Annotated in this window: 18 protein-coding genes and 1 pseudogene; 11 read left to right on the top strand and 8 right to left on the bottom strand. The window is 52.4% G+C overall.

Annotated elements, in window-relative coordinates:
- Positions 1–7: 7 nt before the first annotated feature.
- From kdsC to npr, 9 genes and pseudogenes are all read left to right on the top strand, one after another.
- Positions 8–575, top strand: a pseudogene (gene kdsC, locus VRC33_RS02450) (3-deoxy-manno-octulosonate-8-phosphatase KdsC).
- Entirely contained in the window at positions 572–1,141 is a 570-nt protein-coding gene (lptC, locus tag VRC33_RS02445; protein WP_338560506.1) for an LPS export ABC transporter periplasmic protein LptC, read from the top strand. Before kdsC ends, lptC begins: the two are co-directional and overlap by 4 nt.
- The gene (gene lptA / locus VRC33_RS02440; RefSeq protein WP_338560502.1) at positions 1,119–1,667 is read left to right on the top strand and encodes a lipopolysaccharide ABC transporter substrate-binding protein LptA; all 549 of its coding nucleotides are present in this window, start codon (positions 1,119–1,121) and stop codon (positions 1,665–1,667) included. The genes lptC and lptA overlap by 23 nt, the downstream gene beginning before the upstream one ends.
- A gap of 6 nt (positions 1,668–1,673) precedes the next feature.
- Positions 1,674–2,399, top strand: coding sequence for an LPS export ABC transporter ATP-binding protein (gene lptB / locus VRC33_RS02435; RefSeq protein WP_338560499.1), 726 nt, complete (start codon positions 1,674–1,676; stop codon positions 2,397–2,399).
- A gap of 48 nt (positions 2,400–2,447) precedes the next feature.
- Positions 2,448–3,881 (top strand): RNA polymerase factor sigma-54, encoded by a 1,434-nt coding sequence (rpoN, locus tag VRC33_RS02430; protein ID WP_338560497.1) that lies wholly within the window; start codon positions 2,448–2,450, stop codon positions 3,879–3,881.
- Positions 3,882–3,903: 22 nt separating this feature from the next.
- Entirely contained in the window at positions 3,904–4,191 is a 288-nt protein-coding gene (gene hpf / locus VRC33_RS02425; protein ID WP_338560495.1) for a ribosome hibernation promoting factor, read from the top strand.
- Between the two features lie 214 nt (positions 4,192–4,405).
- On the top strand, positions 4,406–4,888 hold the full coding sequence (gene ptsN, locus VRC33_RS02420) for a PTS IIA-like nitrogen regulatory protein PtsN (protein ID WP_338563993.1): 483 nt from the start codon (positions 4,406–4,408) through the stop codon (positions 4,886–4,888).
- A 100-nt stretch (positions 4,889–4,988) separates the two neighbouring features.
- Positions 4,989–5,843, top strand: a complete 855-nt coding sequence (gene rapZ / locus VRC33_RS02415) for an RNase adapter RapZ (RefSeq protein ID WP_338560493.1) — start codon at positions 4,989–4,991, stop codon at positions 5,841–5,843.
- The gene (gene npr / locus VRC33_RS02410) at positions 5,840–6,112 is read left to right on the top strand and encodes a PTS phosphocarrier protein NPr (RefSeq protein ID WP_338560491.1); all 273 of its coding nucleotides are present in this window, start codon (positions 5,840–5,842) and stop codon (positions 6,110–6,112) included. Before rapZ ends, npr begins: the two co-directional genes overlap by 4 nt.
- A gap of 75 nt (positions 6,113–6,187) precedes the next feature.
- Here the strand turns inward: npr and mtgA are convergent, their stop codons facing one another.
- The 3 genes from mtgA to arcB all read right to left on the bottom strand — a co-directional run bounded on the left by mtgA (position 6,188) and on the right by arcB (position 10,112).
- Positions 6,188–6,910: a monofunctional biosynthetic peptidoglycan transglycosylase gene (gene mtgA, locus VRC33_RS02405; RefSeq protein ID WP_338560489.1), complete on the bottom strand. Its 723-nt coding sequence runs from the start codon at positions 6,908–6,910 to the stop codon at positions 6,188–6,190.
- Between the two features lie 641 nt (positions 6,911–7,551).
- Positions 7,552–7,788 carry a hypothetical protein gene (locus tag VRC33_RS02400; protein WP_338564666.1) on the bottom strand — a complete coding sequence of 79 codons (237 nt, stop codon included), beginning with the start codon at positions 7,786–7,788 and terminating at the stop codon, positions 7,552–7,554.
- Positions 7,785–10,112 (bottom strand): aerobic respiration two-component sensor histidine kinase ArcB, encoded by a 2,328-nt coding sequence (arcB, locus tag VRC33_RS02395; protein WP_338564665.1) that lies wholly within the window; start codon positions 10,110–10,112, stop codon positions 7,785–7,787. Before arcB ends, VRC33_RS02400 begins: the two co-directional genes overlap by 4 nt.
- Positions 10,113–11,087: 975 nt before the next feature.
- On the opposite strand from arcB, the gene VRC33_RS02390 reads away from it, so the two are divergent.
- On the top strand, positions 11,088–16,619 hold the full coding sequence (locus tag VRC33_RS02390) for a glutamate synthase-related protein (RefSeq protein WP_338560485.1): 5,532 nt from the start codon (positions 11,088–11,090) through the stop codon (positions 16,617–16,619).
- Positions 16,620–16,685: 66 nt separating this feature from the next.
- Positions 16,686–18,443, top strand: a complete 1,758-nt coding sequence (locus tag VRC33_RS02385) for a sulfite reductase subunit alpha (protein ID WP_338560482.1) — start codon at positions 16,686–16,688, stop codon at positions 18,441–18,443.
- A gap of 69 nt (positions 18,444–18,512) precedes the next feature.
- Here the strand turns inward: VRC33_RS02385 and sspB are convergent, their stop codons facing one another.
- The 5 genes from sspB to zapE all read right to left on the bottom strand — a co-directional run bounded on the left by sspB (position 18,513) and on the right by zapE (position 22,166).
- The gene (gene sspB, locus VRC33_RS02380; RefSeq protein WP_338560480.1) at positions 18,513–19,007 is read right to left on the bottom strand and encodes a ClpXP protease specificity-enhancing factor; all 495 of its coding nucleotides are present in this window, start codon (positions 19,005–19,007) and stop codon (positions 18,513–18,515) included.
- A gap of 5 nt (positions 19,008–19,012) precedes the next feature.
- Complete coding sequence (gene sspA, locus VRC33_RS02375) at positions 19,013–19,654, bottom strand: stringent starvation protein SspA (protein ID WP_338560478.1); 642 nt, start codon at positions 19,652–19,654, stop codon at positions 19,013–19,015.
- Positions 19,655–19,974: 320 nt separating this feature from the next.
- Positions 19,975–20,367, bottom strand: a complete 393-nt coding sequence (gene rpsI / locus VRC33_RS02370; protein WP_004168023.1) for a 30S ribosomal protein S9 — start codon at positions 20,365–20,367, stop codon at positions 19,975–19,977.
- A 15-nt stretch (positions 20,368–20,382) separates the two neighbouring features.
- Positions 20,383–20,811, bottom strand: a complete 429-nt coding sequence (gene rplM, locus VRC33_RS02365) for a 50S ribosomal protein L13 (protein WP_338560476.1) — start codon at positions 20,809–20,811, stop codon at positions 20,383–20,385.
- A gap of 245 nt (positions 20,812–21,056) precedes the next feature.
- Entirely contained in the window at positions 21,057–22,166 is a 1,110-nt protein-coding gene (gene zapE, locus VRC33_RS02360) for a cell division protein ZapE (RefSeq protein WP_338563990.1), read from the bottom strand.
- Positions 22,167–22,271 lie beyond the last annotated feature (105 nt).

Raw genomic sequence — 22,271 nt, 5'->3', positions numbered from 1 at the left:
AAGATAAATGAGTACTGCTTCAGGCTGGATTGAAACCTGTTATGGCGAAGTAAGTCAGGATGTGATGGCGCGGGCACGCAACGTCAGGCTGTTGATTTGTGATGTTGATGGCGTCATGTCCGATGGGGTGATCTATCAGGGGAACAGCGGCGAAGAGCTGAAAGCGTTTAACGTCCGTGATGGTTACGGCATTCGCTGCCTGCTGACCTCTGACGTGGAGGTCGCTATTATTACCGGCCGTAAAGCCAAATTGCTGGAAGATCGCTGCGCCACCCTGGGGATTACGCATCTTTACCAGGGACAATCAGATAAGCTTTTGGCCTTCCGTGAACTTCTGGATACACTAGCACTTCGCCCCGAGCAGGTGGCTTATATTGGTGACGACCTGATTGACTGGCCAGTGATGGCTGAAGTGGGTCTCAGCGTCACCAGTGGCTGATGCCCATCCGGTTCTGCTTCCCCGCGCCCACTACGTAACCCGTATCGCTGGCGGACGAGGAGCAGTGCGTGAAATTTGCGATCTGATATTGATTGCGCAGGATAAGTTTGATGAGGCCAAAGGGCAGTCTGTATGAGTAAAACCAGGCGTTGGATTACACTATTACTGGCTCTGATAGCCATAGTGCTGATTGGCTGGAATCTGGCCGGTCCGGATGACAGCTCTACTCCCATAGCAAGCAACGATCAGGAACCTACCTACACGAGCCAAACCTCAAATACGGTGGTCTATAACCCTGAAGGCGCCCTGAACTACAAACTCGTCTCTGACAAAGTGACCTATTTTTCAACGGAGGCGGTCAGCTGGTTCGATAACCCGGTGATGACCATGTACGATGAAAATAAAATAGCGACCTGGTCTGTCCGGGCGGACAAAGCAAAACTGACCAATGACCGTATGTTGTATCTTTACGGCCACGTTGAGGTCAACAGCCTGACGCAAGATGCTCAACTTGAGCGGATCAAGACCGATAATGCCGTAGTAAACCTCGTCACTCAGGATGTCACATCGGAAGATCAGGTGACCCTTTATGGCCGTAGCTTTACCTCTACCGGGATGAAGATGCGTGGAAATTTACGGAAGAAAACTGCCGAGTTGATTGAAAAGGTCAAAACCTCTTATGAAATCCAAAATGAAAAATAACCTTAAGTTTCTGACGCTCAGCTTGCTGTTGGCGGCCAGCCTGCCCGCTTTCGCGCTGACAGGCGACTCAGAGAAGCCGGTCAACGTTGATTCAGAAAATCAGGCGCTGGACATGCAGGGCAACGTCGCGACCTTTACCGGAAACGTGATCGTGACCCAGGGCTCAATCAAAATTACTGCAGATAAGGTTGTGGTTACCCGTCCGGGCGGCGACAGCAACAAAACGATTGTTGATGCCTATGGTAATCCTGCCACTTTCTATCAGCTGCAGGACAATGGTAAACCCGTAAAAGGTCACGCTCAGAAAATGCACTATGAGCTGGCAAAAGACTTTGTCGAGCTGACTGATAATGCTTATCTGGAGCAGCTCGACAGCAACGTGAAAGGCGATCGTATTACCTATCTGGTGAAAGAGCAGAAGATGCAGGCTTACGGCAGCTCAGGTAAGCGCGTGACGACCATCCTGGTTCCTTCTCAGTTGCAGGACAAAGGCACCCAGTCAACCGGACCAAAAAAGAGTAACTAATCAGCTATGGCTACTTTAATTGCGGAAAACCTGGCGAAGGCTTACAAAGGCCGTCGCGTGGTCGAAGATGTCAGCCTGCAGGTCAAATCCGGTGAAATTGTTGGCCTGCTTGGCCCCAACGGTGCAGGCAAGACCACCACTTTTTACATGGTCGTGGGCATTGTCCCGCGTGATGCGGGTCGGATCATCATTGATGATGAAGATATCAGTATCCTGCCGCTGCATGCCCGCGCGCGACGCGGTATTGGTTATCTGCCGCAGGAGGCGTCGATTTTCCGCCGCCTGAGCGTTTACGATAACCTGATGGCCGTGCTGCAAATCCGCGACGATCTGACCACAGAACAGCGTGAAGATCGGGCGAATGAGCTGATGAATGAATTCCATATTGAGCATCTGCGCAACAGCATGGGCCAGGCACTCTCGGGCGGCGAACGCCGCCGTGTTGAGATAGCCCGCGCCCTGGCTGCAAACCCTAAATTCATTCTGCTGGATGAGCCTTTTGCAGGTGTTGACCCCATCTCCGTTATCGATATTAAGAAAATTATCGAACACCTGCGTGACAGCGGATTGGGCGTGCTCATCACTGACCATAACGTGCGTGAGACGCTGGCCGTTTGTGAGCGTGCTTACATCGTCAGCCAGGGACATTTAATTGCGCACGGCACTCCTGGAGAGATTCTGGAGGATGAACAAGTTAAGCGAGTCTATTTAGGTGAAGAGTTCAGACTCTGATAAGGTGTTAATACCCGGTAAGATTTTCAAGGAATCAGTATCCTGAATATGAAGCAAGGTTTGCAACTCAGGCTCAGCCAACAGCTTGCCATGACGCCACAACTGCAGCAGGCTATTCGTCTTCTGCAGCTCTCTACGCTTGAACTCCAGCAGGAAATTCAGCTGGCGCTGGAAAGCAATCCGTTGCTTGAGCAAACCGACATTCATGAAGAAGTGGACGCTCGCGAGTATCAGGAGAAAGAAGCGCTGGATACCCGTGAAGCGCTTGAACAAAAAGATATGCCGGAGGAACTTCCTCTGGATGCGACATGGGATGAGATCTACACCGCTGGTACTCCTTCAGGCACCGGGACGGATTATCACGACGATGAGCTGCCGGTGTATCAGGGAGAGACAACACAGACGCTTCAGGATTACCTGATGTGGCAGGTTGAACTCACGCCCTTTACGGAGACGGACCGGGCTATAGCCACTTCCATTGTTGATGCGGTTGATGACACCGGGTACCTCACTGCCTCGCTGGATGAGATTCTGGACAGCATTGGTAACGACGAACTGACCATGGATGAAGTGGAAGCGGTGCTGAAACGCGTGCAGCGCTTCGATCCGGTCGGCGTCTGCGCCCGCGATCTGCGGGACTGCCTGCTGGTGCAGCTTTCACAATTTGTCCCGGATGTACCAGGCTTAAAAGAGGCCCGGCTGATCGTCAGTGAACATCTCGACCTGCTGGCTAATCATGATTTTCGCAGTCTGATGCGGGTGACTCGCCTGAAAGAAGATGTGCTGAAAGTAGCGATGCAGGTGATTCAGTCCCTTGATCCTCGCCCCGGTCAGTCCATCAATACCAGCGAGCCAGAGTACGTTATTCCGGATGTGCTGGTGCGTAAAACCAGCAACCGCTGGGTGGTGGAACTTAACTCTGACAGCGTTCCAAGACTGAAAATTAATCAGCACTATGCCTCACTGGGCGGTAACACACGTAATGACAGTGACAGCCAGTTTATCCGCAGCAATCTGCAGGAAGCGAAATGGCTGATTAAAAGTCTGGAAAGCAGAAATGATACGCTACTGAAAGTGACCCGCTGTATCGTCGATCAGCAGCAGGCTTTTTTTGAGCAGGGCGAAGAATTTATGCGCCCCATGGTGCTGGCGGATATTGCCAGCGCCGTTGATATGCATGAGTCCACTATTTCCCGCGTGACCACGCAAAAGTATCTGCACAGCCCACGCGGTATTTTTGAATTGAAGTATTTTTTCTCCAGCCACGTCAACACCGAGGGCGGAGGCGAAGCCTCTTCCACGGCGATACGCGCGCTGGTGAAAAAATTAATCTCGGCGGAGAATCCCGCCAAACCTCTGAGCGACAGCAAGCTCACCACCCTGCTTTCCGATCAGGGGATTATGGTGGCACGGCGGACTGTAGCGAAGTACCGAGAGTCTTTATCCATCCCGCCCTCAAATCAGCGAAAACAGCTGGTCTGAACGAACAGATAAGGAAGACCCTATGCAACTCAATATTACCGGGCAACACGTTGAAATCACCGATCCTCTGCGTGATTTTGTGACAACCAAATTTGCCAAACTGGAGCAGTATTTTGACCGGATTAATCAGGTCTATATTGTTCTGAAGGTCGAAAAGGTCACCCAAATAGCGGATGCCACGCTCCATGTAAACGGCGGTGAGTTGCATGCCACCTCGGAAGATAAAGATATGTACGCGGCGATTGACGGCCTGATAGACAAGCTGACGCGCCAACTCAATAAACACAAAGACAAGCTGAAGCAGCACTAAATTTCACTCAAACATTGATTATTTCTTCGCCACCCTTATCTAAGGATATGAGGTGACGTAAGATAACCGGCTCGCCCCTCTCTACGGGGGGCGAGCCGTTAATTAATCAGGCAGGCTGAGCAGTCGACTGATGACTCTACGCGTCCCCTTTTTAAACATGGGGTTCGACACGGTCATTTTGCCAGGCAGAAGTGAACACGTAAGTGAAACTATGATGAACAATGAATTAAAACTGGAACTGAGCTCGGTACTGAATGTCTCCTGCACCCGCAGCGGCGTTCATTGCCAGAGTAAAAAGCGGGCGCTGGAAATTATCAGCGAGTTAGCGGCCAAACAGCTTAACCTTCCGCACCAGACCATCTTTGAAGCGATTCTGACTCGCGAACGCATGGGAAGCACTGGTATCGGCAATGGTATTGCTATACCGCATGGTAAGCTGGTTGAAGATACACTGCGTGCAGTGGGCGTGTTTATCCGTCTGGATCAGCCAATTGCTTTCGATGCCATTGATAATCAACCGGTGGATCTGCTTTTTGCCTTGCTGGTGCCGGCCGATCAGTGCAAAACACACCTGCATACGCTGTCGCTGGTCGCCAAACGTCTGGCAGATAAAACTGTCTGTCGCCGCCTGCGGGCAGCACAGACGGATGAAGAGCTCTTTGGGATCATGGCTGAAAGCCCTGAAGAGAGCCACTGATTCATCTGAGCCAGCTTGTACTGGCTCATTGTAAAGCGTGTGGCCCTGCGCGGTGTCCACACCGGCCAGACCACGAACAGGCCTGTCAGGAGAAGAAGTCATGGTGCTGATGATAGTCAGCGGTCGATCGGGATCGGGTAAGTCTGTCGCATTACGGGCACTGGAAGACATGGGTTTTTACTGCGTCGATAACTTACCTGTGGTGTTACTGCCTGAACTGGCGAACTCCCTGGCCGATCGTAATATGTCGGCGGCGGTAAGTATTGACGTACGTAACATGCCTGAGTCACCAGAAATTTTTGAAAAAGCCCTGACCAGTCTGCCCGAAAGTTTTTCGCCGCAGCTACTGTTTCTCGATGCCGATCGCAATACGTTGATCCGGCGTTACAGTGATACCCGTCGCCTGCACCCGCTTTCCAGCAAGAACCTCTCTCTGGAGAGCGCCATAGACGAAGAGAGTGACCTGCTGGAGCCGCTGCGCTCACGGGCGGACCTGATTGTTGATACCTCTGAGATGTCGGTTCATGAGCTGGCAGAGATGCTGCGTACCCGCCTGTTGGGTAAACGTGAGCGTGAACTGACGATGGTATTCGAGTCATTTGGCTTCAAGCACGGCATTCCGATAGATGCTGATTACGTTTTTGACGTGCGCTTTCTGCCAAACCCACACTGGGATCCTAAATTGCGGCCAATGACCGGGCTCGATCGTCCGGTGGCAGCTTTCCTCGATCGCCATACGGAAGTACATAATTTCATCTATCAGACCCGGAGCTATCTGGAGTTGTGGTTACCGATGCTGGAAACCAACAACCGCAGTTACCTTACTGTGGCTATTGGCTGTACCGGGGGCAAACACCGTTCCGTCTATATTGCTGAACAGCTGGCAGACTATTTCCGCTCTCGCGGTAAAAATGTTCAGTCACGTCACCGCACGCTGGAAAAACGCAAATCATGACAGTCAGACAAACGGTAGAGATAAAGAACAGGCTGGGCATGCATGCCCGTCCTGCGATGAAGCTTTTCGAGCTGGTCCAGAGTTTTGATGCTGAAGTGTTATTGCGAAATGAGAGTGGAACCGAAGCCGAAGCCAGCAGTGTTATTGCACTGCTGATGCTGGATTCGGCCAAAGGCGGCCACATCGAAATTGAAGCTACCGGCCTGCAGGAAGTGCAGGCATTAAACGCAGTTATTGAGCTGTTTAACGCTGGTTTCGACGAAGATTGAGCGTTTAATAATTTAATATGTTTTAAACGCCAGTTTGGCTCAGGCCCGGCACTGTACTGCCGGGCCTGACAGTGCCTACCTCAGCTTATGTTCCCGCAGAAACCCCTCTCCCCCAAGCTGGCGCATCTGGCGCATTATCCATTGCTGACGCTGACGGATATACCCCGATGGCGCACTGGCTTTAAACCGGATGGGATTAGGCAGTACAGCAGCAAGCAGGGCGGCTTCTGACATCGTTAACCGGCTTGCCGGTTTATGGAAATAGCGCTGCGAAGCTTCCTCCACCCCAAACACACCTTCACCGAATTCAGCCACGTTCAGGTAGACCGTCAGGATACGCCTTTTAGTCCAGACCGTTTCAATTCCCACGGTCAGACCCGCTTCCAGCCCTTTTCTCACCCAGCTTCTGCCATCCCATAAGAATACGTTCTTGGCTGTCTGCTGCGAAAGCGTCGAGGCGCCTCTGATCCGCCCCCCTTCCTCGTTATCCAGTACCGACTGAATGGCCTGAACGTCAAACCCCCAGTGAGTGGGAAACTTCTGGTCTTCAGATGCCATGACTGCCAGTGGCATCCAGGGAGAAATCTCATCCATTCCTACCCAGTCTGAATGAGCGACATAAGTGAAATCACCGTGAAACCATGCCGAAAGCTGTCGTTCAGCCATGACTGCAGAAAAAGGAACCGGCAGGAACGAGAACAGTAAAATGCCGGCAATCCAGACGCCAGCCAGGGTTAAAACCGCGCGCAACGCCCATCCCCTGATACGTTTCAAACCCTTTTTATTACGCTGTTTCATACATTAATATCCATGACTATCTTATCAATTCCTGTAATGGGATGATTACTCACTGTTCTTAACTCTCAGGGATAACTTCCAGCCAGCCAGTAATAAAAAAATGGTACTTTTAGACGTAAAAATGCTTAAAATTCCCAAATGTACTATTCCCTTCAACCACTTCCGCGCGTCCGGAATCGGTTCCATAAGAAAACCGACTTGTAAAACAGGGTTAAATGAAAGCGAAAGTGCCAAATGACGTCTAAACTAATTGTTTCGCGTTGCTTATAAATTTCGCGCGTAAGCTTTTGCAAAATTTACCTTACCCGTCTCTGATAAGTGCCATAAGGCGGAATAATCTCTACAGAAACCGGACAGGAACACAAGATTATCCAGCAACATCCAATTATCAAATTCTGGGAATCGATAGGAGAAAACTTGCAAAAATGCTTTTACTCCATCCCTGATAAGAGGATTTGCATGCGAGACGCCAATCTCAGAAAAATAAGTTGTTATACAATCAGTTAAAGTTTTTAATAATGCCGGATTTTCAATTAGCATTGCTGCTAGCGGCCTCAACAGCTGACGATGACAGCAGGTCAAGGCCGCAGTGCTCAAAATCCTCACAATTGGTCAAATAAGCATCATATTAACGCGATTATTCATTTCCAGCTTGACTGTGTTATCAAATTAATGTTTTCTATCTGAAATCGCTGCTCAACATCACACATTTTAATGAATCTGGTAACATGTGATGTAGGATTTGCTAATGTAGTTCCTGAGCGTTTTACCCAATACCGCGCCTGTGCTTTTAAACTCTTCTTCTCAGAATAGCGCAGGTTACCTTTTTCCCTGGTGTTGGCGCAGTATTCGCGCACCCCGGCCTCGGTCGGGGTCATTTTTTTCCAGCGTCCGTAACCCATTCCCGTAACACGTTCACATCATTCCGCCATTCATGTTTCAACTCGTCGATCCATTCCTGAACGTTGTCCCACCAGGCTGGCAGCTCCGGACTTTGAATCTGTTTCGCCAGATACTGAAGATGCACCAGGCCAACCGATCCCGCAGCGCCTTTTATTTTATGCCCCTCTTCCGCAATGCCTTTCTGATCGCGGGCCATCATGTTCGAATCAAGCACCTCAAGGTAACCCGGCATCATCTGCTCGAACATATCCAGACTCTGATAGATAAGCTGGGGACCAACCAGTTCGATGTATTGCTCGAGCATGGTGACATCCAGTAATCCCAGTTTTTCCTCATCCATTTTGCTCTCCTCCGTCTCCTGCTGAAAATCCCAGTACTTTTTGATGATCGCTGTCAGGGCTGGCACAGCCAGCGGTTTACTGAGCACATCATCCATGCCGGCATCCAGATACTCTTTCTTGTCTTTAAGCACATTGGCCGTCAGTGCCACCAGCGGCGGCAGATGCTGTCTGCCATGACGCTGATGGATTTCCCGGGCGACATCCAGACCGGTCATATCCGGCAACTGAATATCCAGCAGCACAAGGTCAAATTCATCGGGGTCAAACATCGCCAGAGCTTCTTCACCCGTCATTGCGACCTCCACGCTGTTACCCAGCTTTTCAAGCACCGAGCGGGCTACCACAACGTTGAGTTCAATATCCTCCACCAGCAGCACATGAAGCGCCGGCAGCGGCATATCATCGGCTGGCTGTTCAGCTTCATGCTGTTCAGCAATACGGGGAGCATTTATCGTCAGCGTAAAGCAGGATCCCGCTCCCGGAGCGCTGCGCACCGTAATGTCGCCCCCCATGCTCTGTGCAAGGCGACGGGAAACCGCCAGACCAATCCCGGTACCGGTTGCCGGTTTACCCCCGCGCTGGTCCTTGACCTGGTAGTACATTGCAAAAATTTTATCCTGCTCATCCTGAGGGATGCCCATCCCCGAGTCTTCCACTTCAAAGCGCAGGCAATCTTCTCCCTGATACTCTACCCGTACAACAATGCTGCCCTTTTGGGTGAACTTCACCGCGTTACCAATCAGGTTCCACAGGATCTGCCGCAGTCGCGTGCCATCGGTCATGATTTGGTGGGGAAGAGGCAACTGAGGTTCCAGCTCGAACCGGAGATCTTTAGGCTGAACCAGCAGCCCGGAGAGATTCTCCAGATCGGCCAGAAAACCGGTAAAGTCCACCGGCTGGATATCCAGCTGCACTTTGCGCCGCTCGATCTTATCCATCTCAATCACGTCGTTGAAGATGTTCCCCAGGGTGATGGCTGAGACGTGAATGGTTTTGAGGTAGTTGAGCTGTTCCTGATTAAGTTCGGTATCCAGCAGAATGCGGCTGAGGCCTACAATGCCATTAAGCGGCGTACGCAGCTCATGGCTGATAGTTGAGATAAATGTGGTCTTCTCCCTGCTGGCATTCTCTAAAGCGTCCTGGTAGCGCTTACGCTCCGTTATATCGCGTCCAAAGCCCATCAGACCACTGCGTTTACCGATGCGGTCGTAATAAGGCACTTTGCGGATTTCAAAACAGGCTTTGCGCCCGTCAGGGTATTGCAACCATTGCTCATAGGTCAGGGAGACGTTATGACGGAAGACTTTATCGTCAGTTTCCAGCACTTTAGTCGCCGCATCGTTGTCATAAACATCGCGGGGCGTCAGGCCAATCAGCTGTTTTTCACTTTTTCCTGTCAGTAATTCCATCGCGCGGTTACAGCCTGAAAACTGCTGATCGATATTGCGGTAGAACACGAGGTCAGGCGAGGCATCCAGAAAAGATCGCAGGAAGGAAGATTGTTGTTCGAGTTCGATCTGCGCCTCTTCACGTCTGACCATCTCTTCCTTGAGTTTGGCCATCACCTGCAAACGCGCCTCTTCGGCTTTGATACGATCGGCAATTTCCTGGTTCAGCTGGGTGATATTCTCTTTCATCTGCTGATTCAGTTCGAGATCGCGGTGCCGCATCTCCTCCAGCTTATCCACCAGCCTCGACAGCCGCTGTCGGGACTCTTCAAGCTGCTCCACCACCACTGAAAGGAAGTAGACAGCCCAGGGAGTGATCAGCAGACCAAAGAACACTGAGCGCACCATGTCGATACTTTCCACATGACCGCGCAGCACCATGGTCACTGCCATCTGCACAATCATGGCCAGCACCACCAGAGCGGAAGCCAGCAGCAGTGAGAAGCGGACCAGCCCCAGCTTCACCATCAGGTCGACGTAATATTGCGCTAAAAGACGAATTTGTTTCATAAAAGATTCCTTCCGTGCCAATGGGACAATCATACCGTAAAAGCTCAAAAGACCCACCAGCGGCTGTTCATTCTGGCAGCGCACCAGGCTGGTGCACTAAAAACTTTCTCTATTGCCTTACAGGCTGCGCCCACGTTGGTTCTGGTATAAAATGAGGCTACCAATATCCTCAACGCTTTACCCCCGCCACCTGCCTGTCATTCTTCTGAAGCATTTTTACTGTCTGATATTATTGATTGCATAATCTGCGAGAGAGGAACCCGCCCTGTTTTGCAGTCTTAAGGCTGTCATTCATAGCTACAGGCCGATCTCGGCTGCATAATCGCCGCGCTCACGCGAATAAAAATTCACATTAAATGAGAAGTTAATCATGGCCAGGGTGATTAATTTTACTAATGATCCCCCGGTGTTTAATTCAAATAACCCACACAATTAAAAACAGTACTTTTCAGCAAACAGGTGCCTGTTGTCAGAACATTCTGCTGCCAATACCCCCGGCACCAGCATGGTGCAGAGATTTGGCCCCTGCACTACAGTGAGACAGCTCACACTTAGTGGGGCCACTGAGGCTATACCTCCGACAGAAAAAAGCCTTACAAAAGCTTACATATCATAAAGTTAACATGCATTAACCCGGCAAAAGGCTTTGTAAGAGCGCTATTTGACCTGAGTACGCTTTCCCGATAAGTTGGAAATCCGCTGGAAGCTTTCCTGACGGGCCATTGTCCCGGCATATCTATGCAGCAAGAAGACTCCCTCGTGATGTAAGTTATCTCCCTTTAAGAGATTCGGAAATTTTAGAGCAGCCCCCCTTCATGGATGTATTACAAAAGTCCGGAGAGGAGATGCTCGGGTTAACAGCGTCCGCTTGAAGCGGTCAGGAAAATGATACAGAGCCTGGGAAAGATCCACTCAGTTGCATTCTGTGGTTGAAACAATATAGGCAATGTCAAAAAGAAGTTGAGGAGGCCCCCGATGTCCAACACAAACCCTTTTCCCTACGGCTTGTACGATCCAACGCAAGACAGTGACAGCTGTGGCGTAGGCTTTATTACGCGTAAGGATGGCGAACAAACTCATGAGATACTGCAGATGGCACACAGTGCCCTGTGCACCGTGCCTCATCGTGGGGGTATGTCGGCGGAAGGCGTCGGTGACGGCGCTGGCGTTAACGTGGACATCTCGCTGCACTTCTTCCGTAAAATTACCGGCCAGCCGCTGAATGCAGGACGTTTCGGTGTGGGTAACTTCTTTGTGCCTAAAGATGTTGAACTGCGCGCGAATGCCGAGCGTCTGGTAGAAGAGACCCTGGCCGCCGGTGGCCTGCCAGTATTGCTGAAACGCGATCTGCCACTGGATGGCAGCGTGCTGCGTCCTGCCGCCCTCTCTTTCCAGTTGCCTATCGTACAGTGGGTGTTTGCTGCCCCGCTGGATGTGGTTGATCAAAACGACTTTGAAAAACGCATTCACCGCGCCCTGCTGGATATTGAAGCGCGTGCCTTTACTGAAAGCCAGTTTGGTGGACTTTACCCGCTCTCGCTCTCTTCACGCACCCAGGTTCTGAAAGCCCGCCTGAACTCTAATGAAGTGATCCCTTACTTCAAAGATCTTACCGATCCGGATCATCAGGTGCGCGGGCTGTTCTTCCATACCCGCTTCTCCACAAATACCGATCCGCACACCACTATGGCGCAGCCTTTCCGGCTGATGGCGCACAATGGCGAGCTGAACACTGACCGTAAAAACCGCATTGCCGAGTCCGCTCTGGCGCTGGCACGTGGCAAAAAAATCGTTCGCCCTAAAGGGCAGTCTGACAGCTCGCGCCTGGATCAAAGTATTCAAAGCCGCCTGATGGAAGATAATCTCGATCTGATCAACGCCGTGGTTTCGATGATGCCGCCGGCATGGGAAAACGATCCTTCACTTTCTCCTGAAGTCCGCGCGATGCTGGAATACTTCTCTTTATATGAAGAGAAGAACGATGGTCCGGCCGCGCTGATCTTTGGTAATGGCGAAGTTATCGGCGCACGCCTTGACCGTCTGGGCCTGCGTCCCCTGCGTTCTGTTGAGACAGCTGACTATATCGGTGCCATGTCAGAAGCGGGACAGATCGCTTTCCCACCGGAAAGCGTGTTACGCCGTGGCCGCATCGAGGCTGGTGGCATGCTCTATTACGATCACAGCGAAAAACGCAGCTATACCACGCTCGAAGCACTGGAAAAACTGGCTGCCGAAAAAGATTATCCGGCATTGCTGGAACAATCCCGCGTGACGCTGGATGCGCTGCCGTTAATTCCTGCAGAGCAACAAGGTTCACCGCTACGTTACAGCGGCGATCTGAAAACTTATCAGCGTTTTGTTGCCTACTATTACAACCAGGAAAGCTTCAAATTCATGATGGATCCGATGTTGTCCACCGGCGCAGAGAAGATCTCTGCAATGGGCTATGGCAACGCGATCAACGGCTTATCCGATCATGAAGGCGGTATGGCGCACTATTTCTCACAGCGCTTTGCTCAGGTGACTAACCCGCCTTTAGACTCCATCCGTGAAATCGACGGCATGACGTTGCGCGTCGCCCTGGGTGCCAAACCGCATCTGGGACGCAGTAAAGGGCGCCAGATCATCGTGCCTACGCCAATCCTGACCCATCTGGATATGCTCCAGCTGCGTGAACAGGATGTGGCGCCGTACGCTCGTTTTGACATGCTCTATACCCCGATTACCGGCACCGAGCCACAAAACCGACTCGATAATGCTGATGCGCTGGAAAAAGCCATCGACGATCTGGCTCAGCAGGTCGTGGATTTTGCCCGTGAACAGGGCGGAATTGCGGTGCTTACCGACCGCCATATCTCCTCTACCCGCGCGGGTATTCCAATGCTGCTGGTGGTTTCTGCCATCAACCAGCGTCTGGTGCAGGAAGGCTTGCGTCTGGATGTCTCGCTGGTGGTTGAAAGCGGGCAGAGCATCTCCTCACACCACATCGCAGCGACCCTTGGATTTGGCGCTTCCGCGATCTATCCGCTTGGCGTGCAGATGCGTGCTGAAGAGAAATACGGTGAAGGCGTCGAAGGCAACAAAGCCTTTAAGCGCTATGCCAAAGCGGCTGAAAAAGCGCTGATGAAAACCATGGGCAAAGTGGGCCTGTGTACCGTTGAAAGCTACAGCTGCGGTGAGTTCTTTGAACCGAACTTCCTCGATACTGAAGATCGCGTGCTGAAGAAATATTTCCCGAATATCAAAACGCCAGTGGGCGGCGCAGGCTTTGCCACCATTGCTCAGATGGCCGTTGACTGGCACCAGAGCGCACTGAAAATTCAGGGCGAATCCGAAGTGCCTTTGCTGGGTCTGTTTAAAGAGCGTGCTGAAGGCGCGGGCCACTCTTACGGCACCATTGCCGTGCGTACCTTTATTGATATGACTGAGCAGCCGATCCGTTTTGCTGATAAGCCGCGCGATGAAGATCAGTTCATTCGTCTGCTGACGCTGGCAAAACTGGATAACGCTTTCAGCATCAAGCCGGACTCTTTTGCTGACACCAGCTTTGAGCGTATCTCCAGTGAGGTGATTGATAATTTCACTATCACCGCGGATTACCGTGAGTTCACCAGCCTGATGCATCAGGAGCGTAAACGTCGTCCTGCGGCGCTGCGTGATATCCTGGCCTTCCCTGCCGATCTGACCCACGTGGACAGCCAGGCAGAGTTTGCCCGTAAGCTGGGACGTTACTCACTGGTCAACAATGGCTTTGCCACTCGCGGCCTGGTTTGTGAAGCAGCAGAAGGCCGTGAGGGTTACTTTACCCTGCGCCTCACTGACAGCATCGTTGGGCTGAAACCGGAAAGCGAACGTCTTGCGGCCCTGTTCAGCGCGCTTAAGGCCCGTTTCAACGATGAGATTGGCGAGAGTGAAATTGTGGCCGGTGGCCTGCAACTGGCCGCAACGGGCAAAGCTGCTGACTATCTGTCACGCATCTTCACCTCTGCTCCTTCTCTGCCTTTGAACGAGATTCAGCCAGCGAGCGAAATTACCCGTACCTTTGCTTCTGGTGCGATGAGTCACGGCGCACTGGTTGCGCCGGCTCACGAAGCGGTAGCTCACGGCACCAATATGGTTGGCGGCATGAGCAACTGTGGTGAAGGCGGTGAGCACTATTCCCGTCACGGCACCATCCGTGCGTCACGCATTAAACAGCTGGCTTCCGGGCGTTTTGGCGTCTGGGCTGCTTACCTTGCCGATCCGATGCTAGAAGAGCTGGAAATCAAGATTGGCCAGGGTGCAAAACCTGGCGAAGGCGGTCAGTTGCCTGCGGCCAAAGTGACGGTAGAAATTGCGGCTGCGCGTGGCGGCACGCCTGGCGTGGAGCTGGTTTCCCCTCCTCCGCACCACGATACCTATTCGATCGAAGATTTGGCGCAGCTGATCCATGACTGCAAAGCGGCTCGCGTGCGGGTTATCGTTAAGCTGGTTTCCTCAGAAGGCATCGGCACCATCGCGGTCGGCGTTGCCAAAGCCGGTGCCGATGTGATTAACGTCGCCGGTAACACCGGCGGTACAGGTGCAGCCTCGGTAACCAGCCTGAAATATACTGGCCGTGTGGCGGAGATTGGCATTGCCGAAGTCCATCAGGCGCTGTGTGCCAATGGCCTGCGTGAAAAAGTGCTTTTACGCTGCTCGGGCGCTCAACAGACCGGTAGCGACGTGGTGAAAGCGGCACTGCTGGGTGGAGACAGCTTCGAATTCGGTACTACCGCGCTGATGATGCTGAAGTGCGTGATGGCGAAAAACTGTAACGTGAAATGCCCGGCGGGTCTGACCACCAATGCCGAAGCCTTTGATGGGGATCCACGCCAGCTTGCGCAGTACTTTATCAACGTGGCACATGAAGTCCGTGAGATCCTGGCTCGTCTCGGCCTGCGTTCCCTGCGTGAAGCACGCGGTCGCTCTGACATGCTGCATCTGATGGATCACCCGCTGGAAGTCGGCAAACTTGATTTCCGTGCGATGCTGACCGTGGTGCCGGAACTGAAAATCGCGCATCCGGTTTATCTGGAAAAAGATTTCGAACTGGACAGCGGCTGGATCGAACAGCTGAACCTTGAGCTGGTTGATCAGAATAAAACTACGCTGGAATTTGGCGCAGGCATGATCCTGAACAACCGTAACAAAAGCGTTGGGGGCCAGCTGGCTATCGATATCGAACGTCTGCTGAACCACAAGCTGGATACAGAACGTTTGAACAAAATTTCAGCGGTCATGCTGGACGACCGTGGACGTCGCTATCTGGCGCCTGCTACGGTGAACCTCTCAACCTCAGGCTCTGCCGGTCAGTCATTTGGCGTGTTCTGTAATGACGGCATGAAATTGCAGCACTACGGCACCTGTAATGATGGCGTGGGTAAAGGCCAGTGCGGTGGCGAAATTGTGGTGATGTCGCCTGGCGGCGGCTCTCAGGATGCTGAAGGCAACGTGCTGATCGGTAACTTCGCACTCTTTGGTGCTACCGGTGGCCGTCTGTTTGTTCAGGGCCAGGCCGGTGACCGTTTCGCTGTCCGTAACTCCGGTGCCACTGCGGTGGTGGAAGGCGTCGGTGATTTCTGCTGCGAATATATGACCAACGGCGCCATCCTGAACCTGGGGACATACGGCACCGGTTTTGGTAACGGCATGAGTGGCGGTTTCGCCTACCAGTACGATCCCTATGGGACGCTGGCAGGATCGGCCGCCGGTGATTCGGTGCTGTTTGGATCGATCGCTGACGACAACGAGATGGCGAAAGTGCACAAAGAAGCGGTGCTGACGATGCTGAACTGGCATCTGGAAGCGACCAACTCTCCTCGCGCCGCCTGGTTGCTTGAGCACTGGGAAACAGAGTGTCATCACTTTGTTTACGTGATGCCACGTTCACTGCTGCTTTACCAGGACAGTGCAGAAATCCTTAAGGCGAAAACCCGTAAGGATCTGCTGGAAGAACTCTCTACCGCGCTGGCCAGCCATCAGGTAGCGAAATTCAAAGCAGCCTGGCGCACGAAAAACATTATCGCCAATGGCGCAGTACCTGAATACGGTGCAACTGACACACAAGAAATGTTTGTGCTGCTCAATAACTACACCGTTCTCAGCTTTGCTCAACAACTGGCGATCTCCCGGTTACCTAAAGGGACGTCGGTAGAGGATGCAGCGGTCGAGAAAGCCGTGCGTAATCTGTTGATGACGGAAGACTTCTCACTGATCAGTAAGCTGCAACGGCATGCCCGTTCGGCGATTGAAAACTACAGTGATGACGAGCTGGCCTGCCTGATTGCAGCAAAACGTATGGCGGATTACAAAGCTGCTCTGACACAACGCAACATCCGCTCGATGGACAGCCTGGCAACCTATGGCTGGATCATTTACCAGGATGCGCGAAACAGAGAAGTGCTGGGCGGACTCCCTGATTTTGAAGAGCTGTTTGCCCGTGCTGCACTGCCAGAAATCGCTGCTGCCGTCGGGAAATTATCCTGACGGTTTACCGGACTGAATGCGACTATCTACTGAACAAGACGAAACGGGATTGAGTACAGATAACCGATGAAAATTCCATACATTCCTGAAGACGCGCCATTTAATGGCGACCAGAAATCCTGGCTGGCGGGGTTTCTCGCCGGGCTACATTCACGCCTGCTGGTACTGGAAGACAAGCAGCAGGTTGTCAGCGGCACCAGTTCTACGGCTACCACACAACTGCATATTCTGTTTGGATCCCAGACGGGTAATGCTGAAGCCTTAGCGCAGAGCGCGGCGAAAGCCGCCCGCGCTCAGGGCCTGGTGCCTGTGGTTCAGGGCCTGGGTGAAGTGGATATCGAAGTGTTCGCCACTATGCGTCACGTTCTGGTGATCACTTCCACCTATGGCGAAGGCGAAATGCCTGACAATGCGCAACTTTTCTGGCAGGCGATTTCTGCCAGTACCGCACCACGCCTGGAGCAAATGCACTTCGCCGTACTGGCTATCGGTGACACCGGCTATGACGGTTTCTGTCAGGCGGGTAAATTTATCGATATGCGTCTTGAGCAGTTGGGCGCCAAACGCGTCAGCGATCGTATCGACTGTGATATCGATTATGAAGAGCCGTCTGAACAGTGGATTTCAACCTCAATGCCACAGTTTGCTGCCAGTGCCGGCAGCAGCGGTACCGCTCTGGAAAACCTGCCAGAAGCGCCGGTTATACCGGGCAGTAACAAACAGAACCCTTATGCCGCCGCGCTGATCACCAACAGTCGCCTGTCAGGAACAAATTCCGGCAAGGATATCCGCCACTTTGAATTTGATCTTACCGACAGCGGCCTGAAGTACGAAGCAGGTGATGCTTTGGGGGTGATCCCGGTAAACGATCCGGCGCTGGTGAAACTGTTGCTTGCTCAGCTGAATTCAGACTATGACACCCCGGTTTCCGGTTTTGACCGCAGCCTCGGCGATCTGCTGACTTATCAGTTCGAGATCTCTGAACCTTCCCGTAAGCTGATCGAGTGGGTAGGCCAGAACACCACCAACCAGGAGTTGCGTCACGTACTGCAACACGACGATAAAGACGCGCTGGGTGTCTGGCTTTGGGGCAAAGATTCGCTGGACCTGCTGCAGCTTGAGCTGACCCGCTCGCTGAGCATTCCTGAGTTCGTTGCACTGCTGCGGCCTTTACAGCATCGTGCCTACTCAATCTCGTCCAGTTCTAAAGCGCATCCGCACCAGGTGCATCTGACTATCGCTACGCTGCGTTATCACAGCTCTGGCCGTCCACGCAGCGGCGTATGCTCCTCGTATCTGGCTGAACGCGTTGGACGTGGTGAAAAGCCGGCCATCTTTATCTCCCCGAACAAAGCTTTCCGCGTTCCGGCAAATGGCGAAGCTCCGCTGATCATGATCGGTCCGGGTACCGGCATTGCGCCGTTCCGTGCCTTCCTGCAGGAGCGTCATGCTGTTGGGGCGACGGGCAAAAACTGGCTGTTCTTCGGCGATCAGCATCAGGAACATGACTTCATCTATCAGGATGAGCTGTCAGGCTGGCAGGAAACTGGCCTGCTGACTCGTCTGGATCTTGCATTCTCGCGCGATCAGTCGAAGAAGATTTATGTGCAAAACCGGATGCTTGAGCAGGGTGCAGAGCTGTTTGCATGGCTGGAGCAAGGCGCTTATTTCTACGTTTGCGGCGATGCATCACGTATGGCTAAAGACGTTGATAAGGCGCTGTATCAGGTGATTACTCAGTTCGGTGGGATGTCATCAGAGCGTGCAGCGGATTATGTCGACCAGCTCAAAAAAGAGAAGCGCTACCTGCGCGACGTCTATTAATCTCACCCTGACCGGCCTGTTTAACGGGCCGGGTATGAGATAAAAAAAACGGGCCGAAAGGCCCGTTTCTTATTTCACGACGCGTAACGCCGGTCGACCACCGCGAGGCGGCGGATCGTCATCCGGATTATCATCATCGTTGTGCACGCTGCTGTGATCGGGGCGGTCACCGTCGATCACAGACATTGGCGTGTTGTTCTGCTCTGAATCCGGGTTATATTCCCCGGCTTCTTCGTAGACGGGTTCAGGCTCAAACATCGTGCCTGCGCCATTTTCCCGCGCATAGATAGCCATCACTGCCGCCAGCGGAACCGTGACCTGACGCGGAACGCCACCAAAACGGGCGTTGAACGTCACTTCATCGTTACCCAGCTCAAGGTTACCCACTGCACGCGGTGCGATGTTCAGGACAATCTGACCATCTTTCGCATACTCAAGCGGTACCATCACGCCGGGTAAATTGATATCCACTACCAGATGCGGGGTAAGCTGGTTGTCCAGCAGCCAGTCGTAAAACGCCCGAAGTAAGTACGGACGACGAGCGGTAAGTTGTGACATTTCCATGGTAATCAGCCCCGCGTTTGCAGGCGCATTTCACGTTCTGCTTCCGTCAGGGAAGCCAGGAAGGAATCACGCTCGAAGACACGAGTCATATAACCTTTAAGCTCTTTAGAACCAGCGCCAATCAGATCAATACCCATCTGCGGCAAACGCCACAGCAGCGGAGCCAGGTAGCAGTCAACCAGGCTGAACTCTTCGCTCATAAAGAACGGGGTACGGGCAAACAGAGGGGCAATCGCCAACAGCTCTTCACGTAATTGCTTACGTGCTGCATCTGCTTCCTGCGCCGTGCCGTTTTCAACCTTACGCATCAGGCTGTACCAGTCCTGCTCTACACGGTGCATCATCAGACGGCTTTCACCACGAGCCACCGGGTAGACCGGCATCAATGGCGGATGCGGAAAACGCTCATCAAGGTATTCCATGATGATGCGGGATTCATACAACGTCAGCTCACGATCGACAAGCGTAGGAACGGTGCGGTACGGATTGAGGTCAATCAGATCCTGGGGCAGGCTATCCATTTCTACCTGCTCGATCTCTACGCTGACGCCTTTTTCCGCCAGGACAATACGAACCTGGTGGCTAAAGATGTCAGTCGGACCAGAAAACAGCGTCATTACCGAACGTTTGTTGGCAGCGACAGCCATGTAAACCTCCAAGTTTATCCAGAAAATTACTGCGCAAGCCCGCCACGTGGCGATTAACCTGCTTAACAGACTGCCATTAGCATGATGTGAAGCCGAACCAGCATCCACTGAGGATTTCATGCATCAATGCCCTGCTAATGGGCGCAAAGTGACACACAGTTTACCAGATTTTAGACAGCTTGTGGGGGCGGCAGCGAGGAATTGATGGGAAAAGGGTAAATCCCACCCTCTTTTCGGCTCTGTTTGCCGAAAGCGGAAAAGAAAAAACCCGGTGCAGGCACCGGGTTTTCCGATAATCGTTTCTGCCGGAGCAGAACAGATTAACGTTTGGAGAACTGAGGACGACGACGTGCTTTACGCAGGCCGACTTTCTTACGTTCAACCTGACGAGCATCACGAGTAACGAAGCCTGCTTTACGCAGTTCGCCACGCAGTGATTCGTCATACTCCATCAGAGCGCGTGTGATACCGTGACGGATCGCACCAGCCTGACCAGAGATACCACCACCTTTAACAGTGATGTACAAATCGAATTTACCAACCATGTCCAGCAGTTCCAGCGGCTGACGAACTACCATGCGGGCAGTTTCACGACCGAAGTACTGTTCCAGCGAACGCTGGTTGATTACGATGTTACCGCTACCCGGCTTGATAAAGACGCGTGCGGAAGAGCTTTTGCGGCGACCAGTGCCGTAGTTTTGATTCTCAGCCATTGCCTGTAATCCCGATTAAATGTCAAGAACTTGCGGTTGCTGTGCCGCGTGGGAGTGCTCGTTGCCCGCGTAAACTTTCAGTTTACGGTACATAGCACGACCCAGTGGGCCCTTCGGCAGCATACCTTTAACCGCGATTTCAATCACACGCTCAGGACGGCGAGCAATCATCTCTTCGAAGGTCGCTTGCTTGATACCACCGACGAAGCCGGTGTGATGATAATAAATCTTATCAGTACGCTTGTTACCGGTTACGGCAACTTTCTCAGCGTTCAGAACGATAATGTAATCACCAGTATCTACGTGCGGAGTATATTCCGCTTTATGCTTACCGCGCAGGCGACGAGCCAATTCAGTCGCTAAGCGACCTAAAGTTTTGCCTGTTGCGTCGACAACATACCAGTCACGTTGGACGGTTTCTGGCTTAGCTGTAAAAGTTTTCATCTAAAAGCTTACCCAAATTAAGTTACACGTTGGTGAAATCCCAAACGCTTGAATAAACGGTTGAGGCTCACACGACCATCTTGACCAGCAAGCCCACCCCTTCGGATAGAGTTACTGGAACACAAAGAGTTTTGGGAAAAAAACCTTTGTTGTAACGTGGGGTCGCAAGATTATAGAGAAGTCGCCTGTAAAGTGCGACCCCTTTTTAATATTAATTGCACCCCAATGCCCCGCCCTGGCCCGCTTCAGGGCAAATGCGCCAGTCGGAGATACTCCTCGCTTTGCATCTCCTGCAGACGTGAGACACAACGCTGGTATTCGAACTTCAGCCGCGAGCCCTGATAAATCTCATACAGCGAGGCTTCGGCGGAGACCACCAGCTTAACATGCCGTTCATAGAACTCATCAACCAATGCCAGAAAACGTCTCGCCTGGTCCTCGGTTTTGTAGATCATCACCGGCACATTAAACAGCAAAACACTGTGGAAACGGCGCGACAGCTCAATGTAATCATGCTGGCTTCGCCCCTCGCCGCACAATGTTTTGAAATCCATCGCGACTACGCCTTCAGCCATTCCCTGGGTTGCCAGAGCGCGGTGATTGATCTCCAGCACGGGTTTATCTTTCCTGCCCTGCCCCGACAGCGCGACAAACATCCGCTCCATCTCTTTGTCTGTTGCCTCATTTAGTGGCGTCATCCACAAATGGGCCGACGTCAGCGTTCGCAGGCGATAATCAATTCCGGCATCAACATTCATGATTTCGCAGTGCTGCTTAATCATCTCTATGGCAGGCAGGAATCGGGCGCGTTGCAGCCCGTTACGATAAAGGTCGTCAGGGGGAATATTGGAGGTGGCCACCAGTGTAATCCCTCTGGCAAAAAGCGCCTCCATCAGGGTGCCGAGCAGCATCGCATCGGTGATATCTGAGACAAAAAACTCATCAAAGCAGAGCAGATCGGTTTCACTCTTGAAGCGATCGGCGACAATTTGCAACGGATCGCTCTGCCCCTGCAACTGGGTCAGCTCTTCATGAACGCGCAACATAAAACGGTGAAAATGCAGACGCTGTTTACGCTCCCCAGGAATTGCCTGAAAAAACATATCCATCAGCCAGGTTTTTCCCCGGCCCACTCCGCCCCACATATACAACCCACGTGCGGGGGCTGGCGCGTCAGTTTTGCCCTTGCCCATCAGCTTATTCAGTTTGCCAAACAGACCTTTAACAGGGGCAGAGGAAACCGGTTCAACCCGGGTCAGCGCCTGATAAATCCCGTCCAGGCGGGTCATGGCTTCACGTTGCACGGCATCAGGCTGAAACTCGCCGTTGTCCAGTGCCTGCTGGTACAGCGCCAGGGGGAGATCGTTTGCATAATTTGTTCACATTCCATGAAAAATTCGGTGCGTCAGGTGATTGATTGTCCAAAAAAAGGCCGTTATACACTAAGCGATGCTGCCTCA

The sequence above is a fragment of the Erwinia sp. E_sp_B01_1 genome (assembly GCF_036865545.1).
GTDB lineage: Bacteria > Pseudomonadota > Gammaproteobacteria > Enterobacterales > Enterobacteriaceae > Erwinia.
The sequence above is the reverse complement of the archived record's forward strand: the minus strand, read 5'-3'. Positions and strand labels throughout refer to the sequence as shown.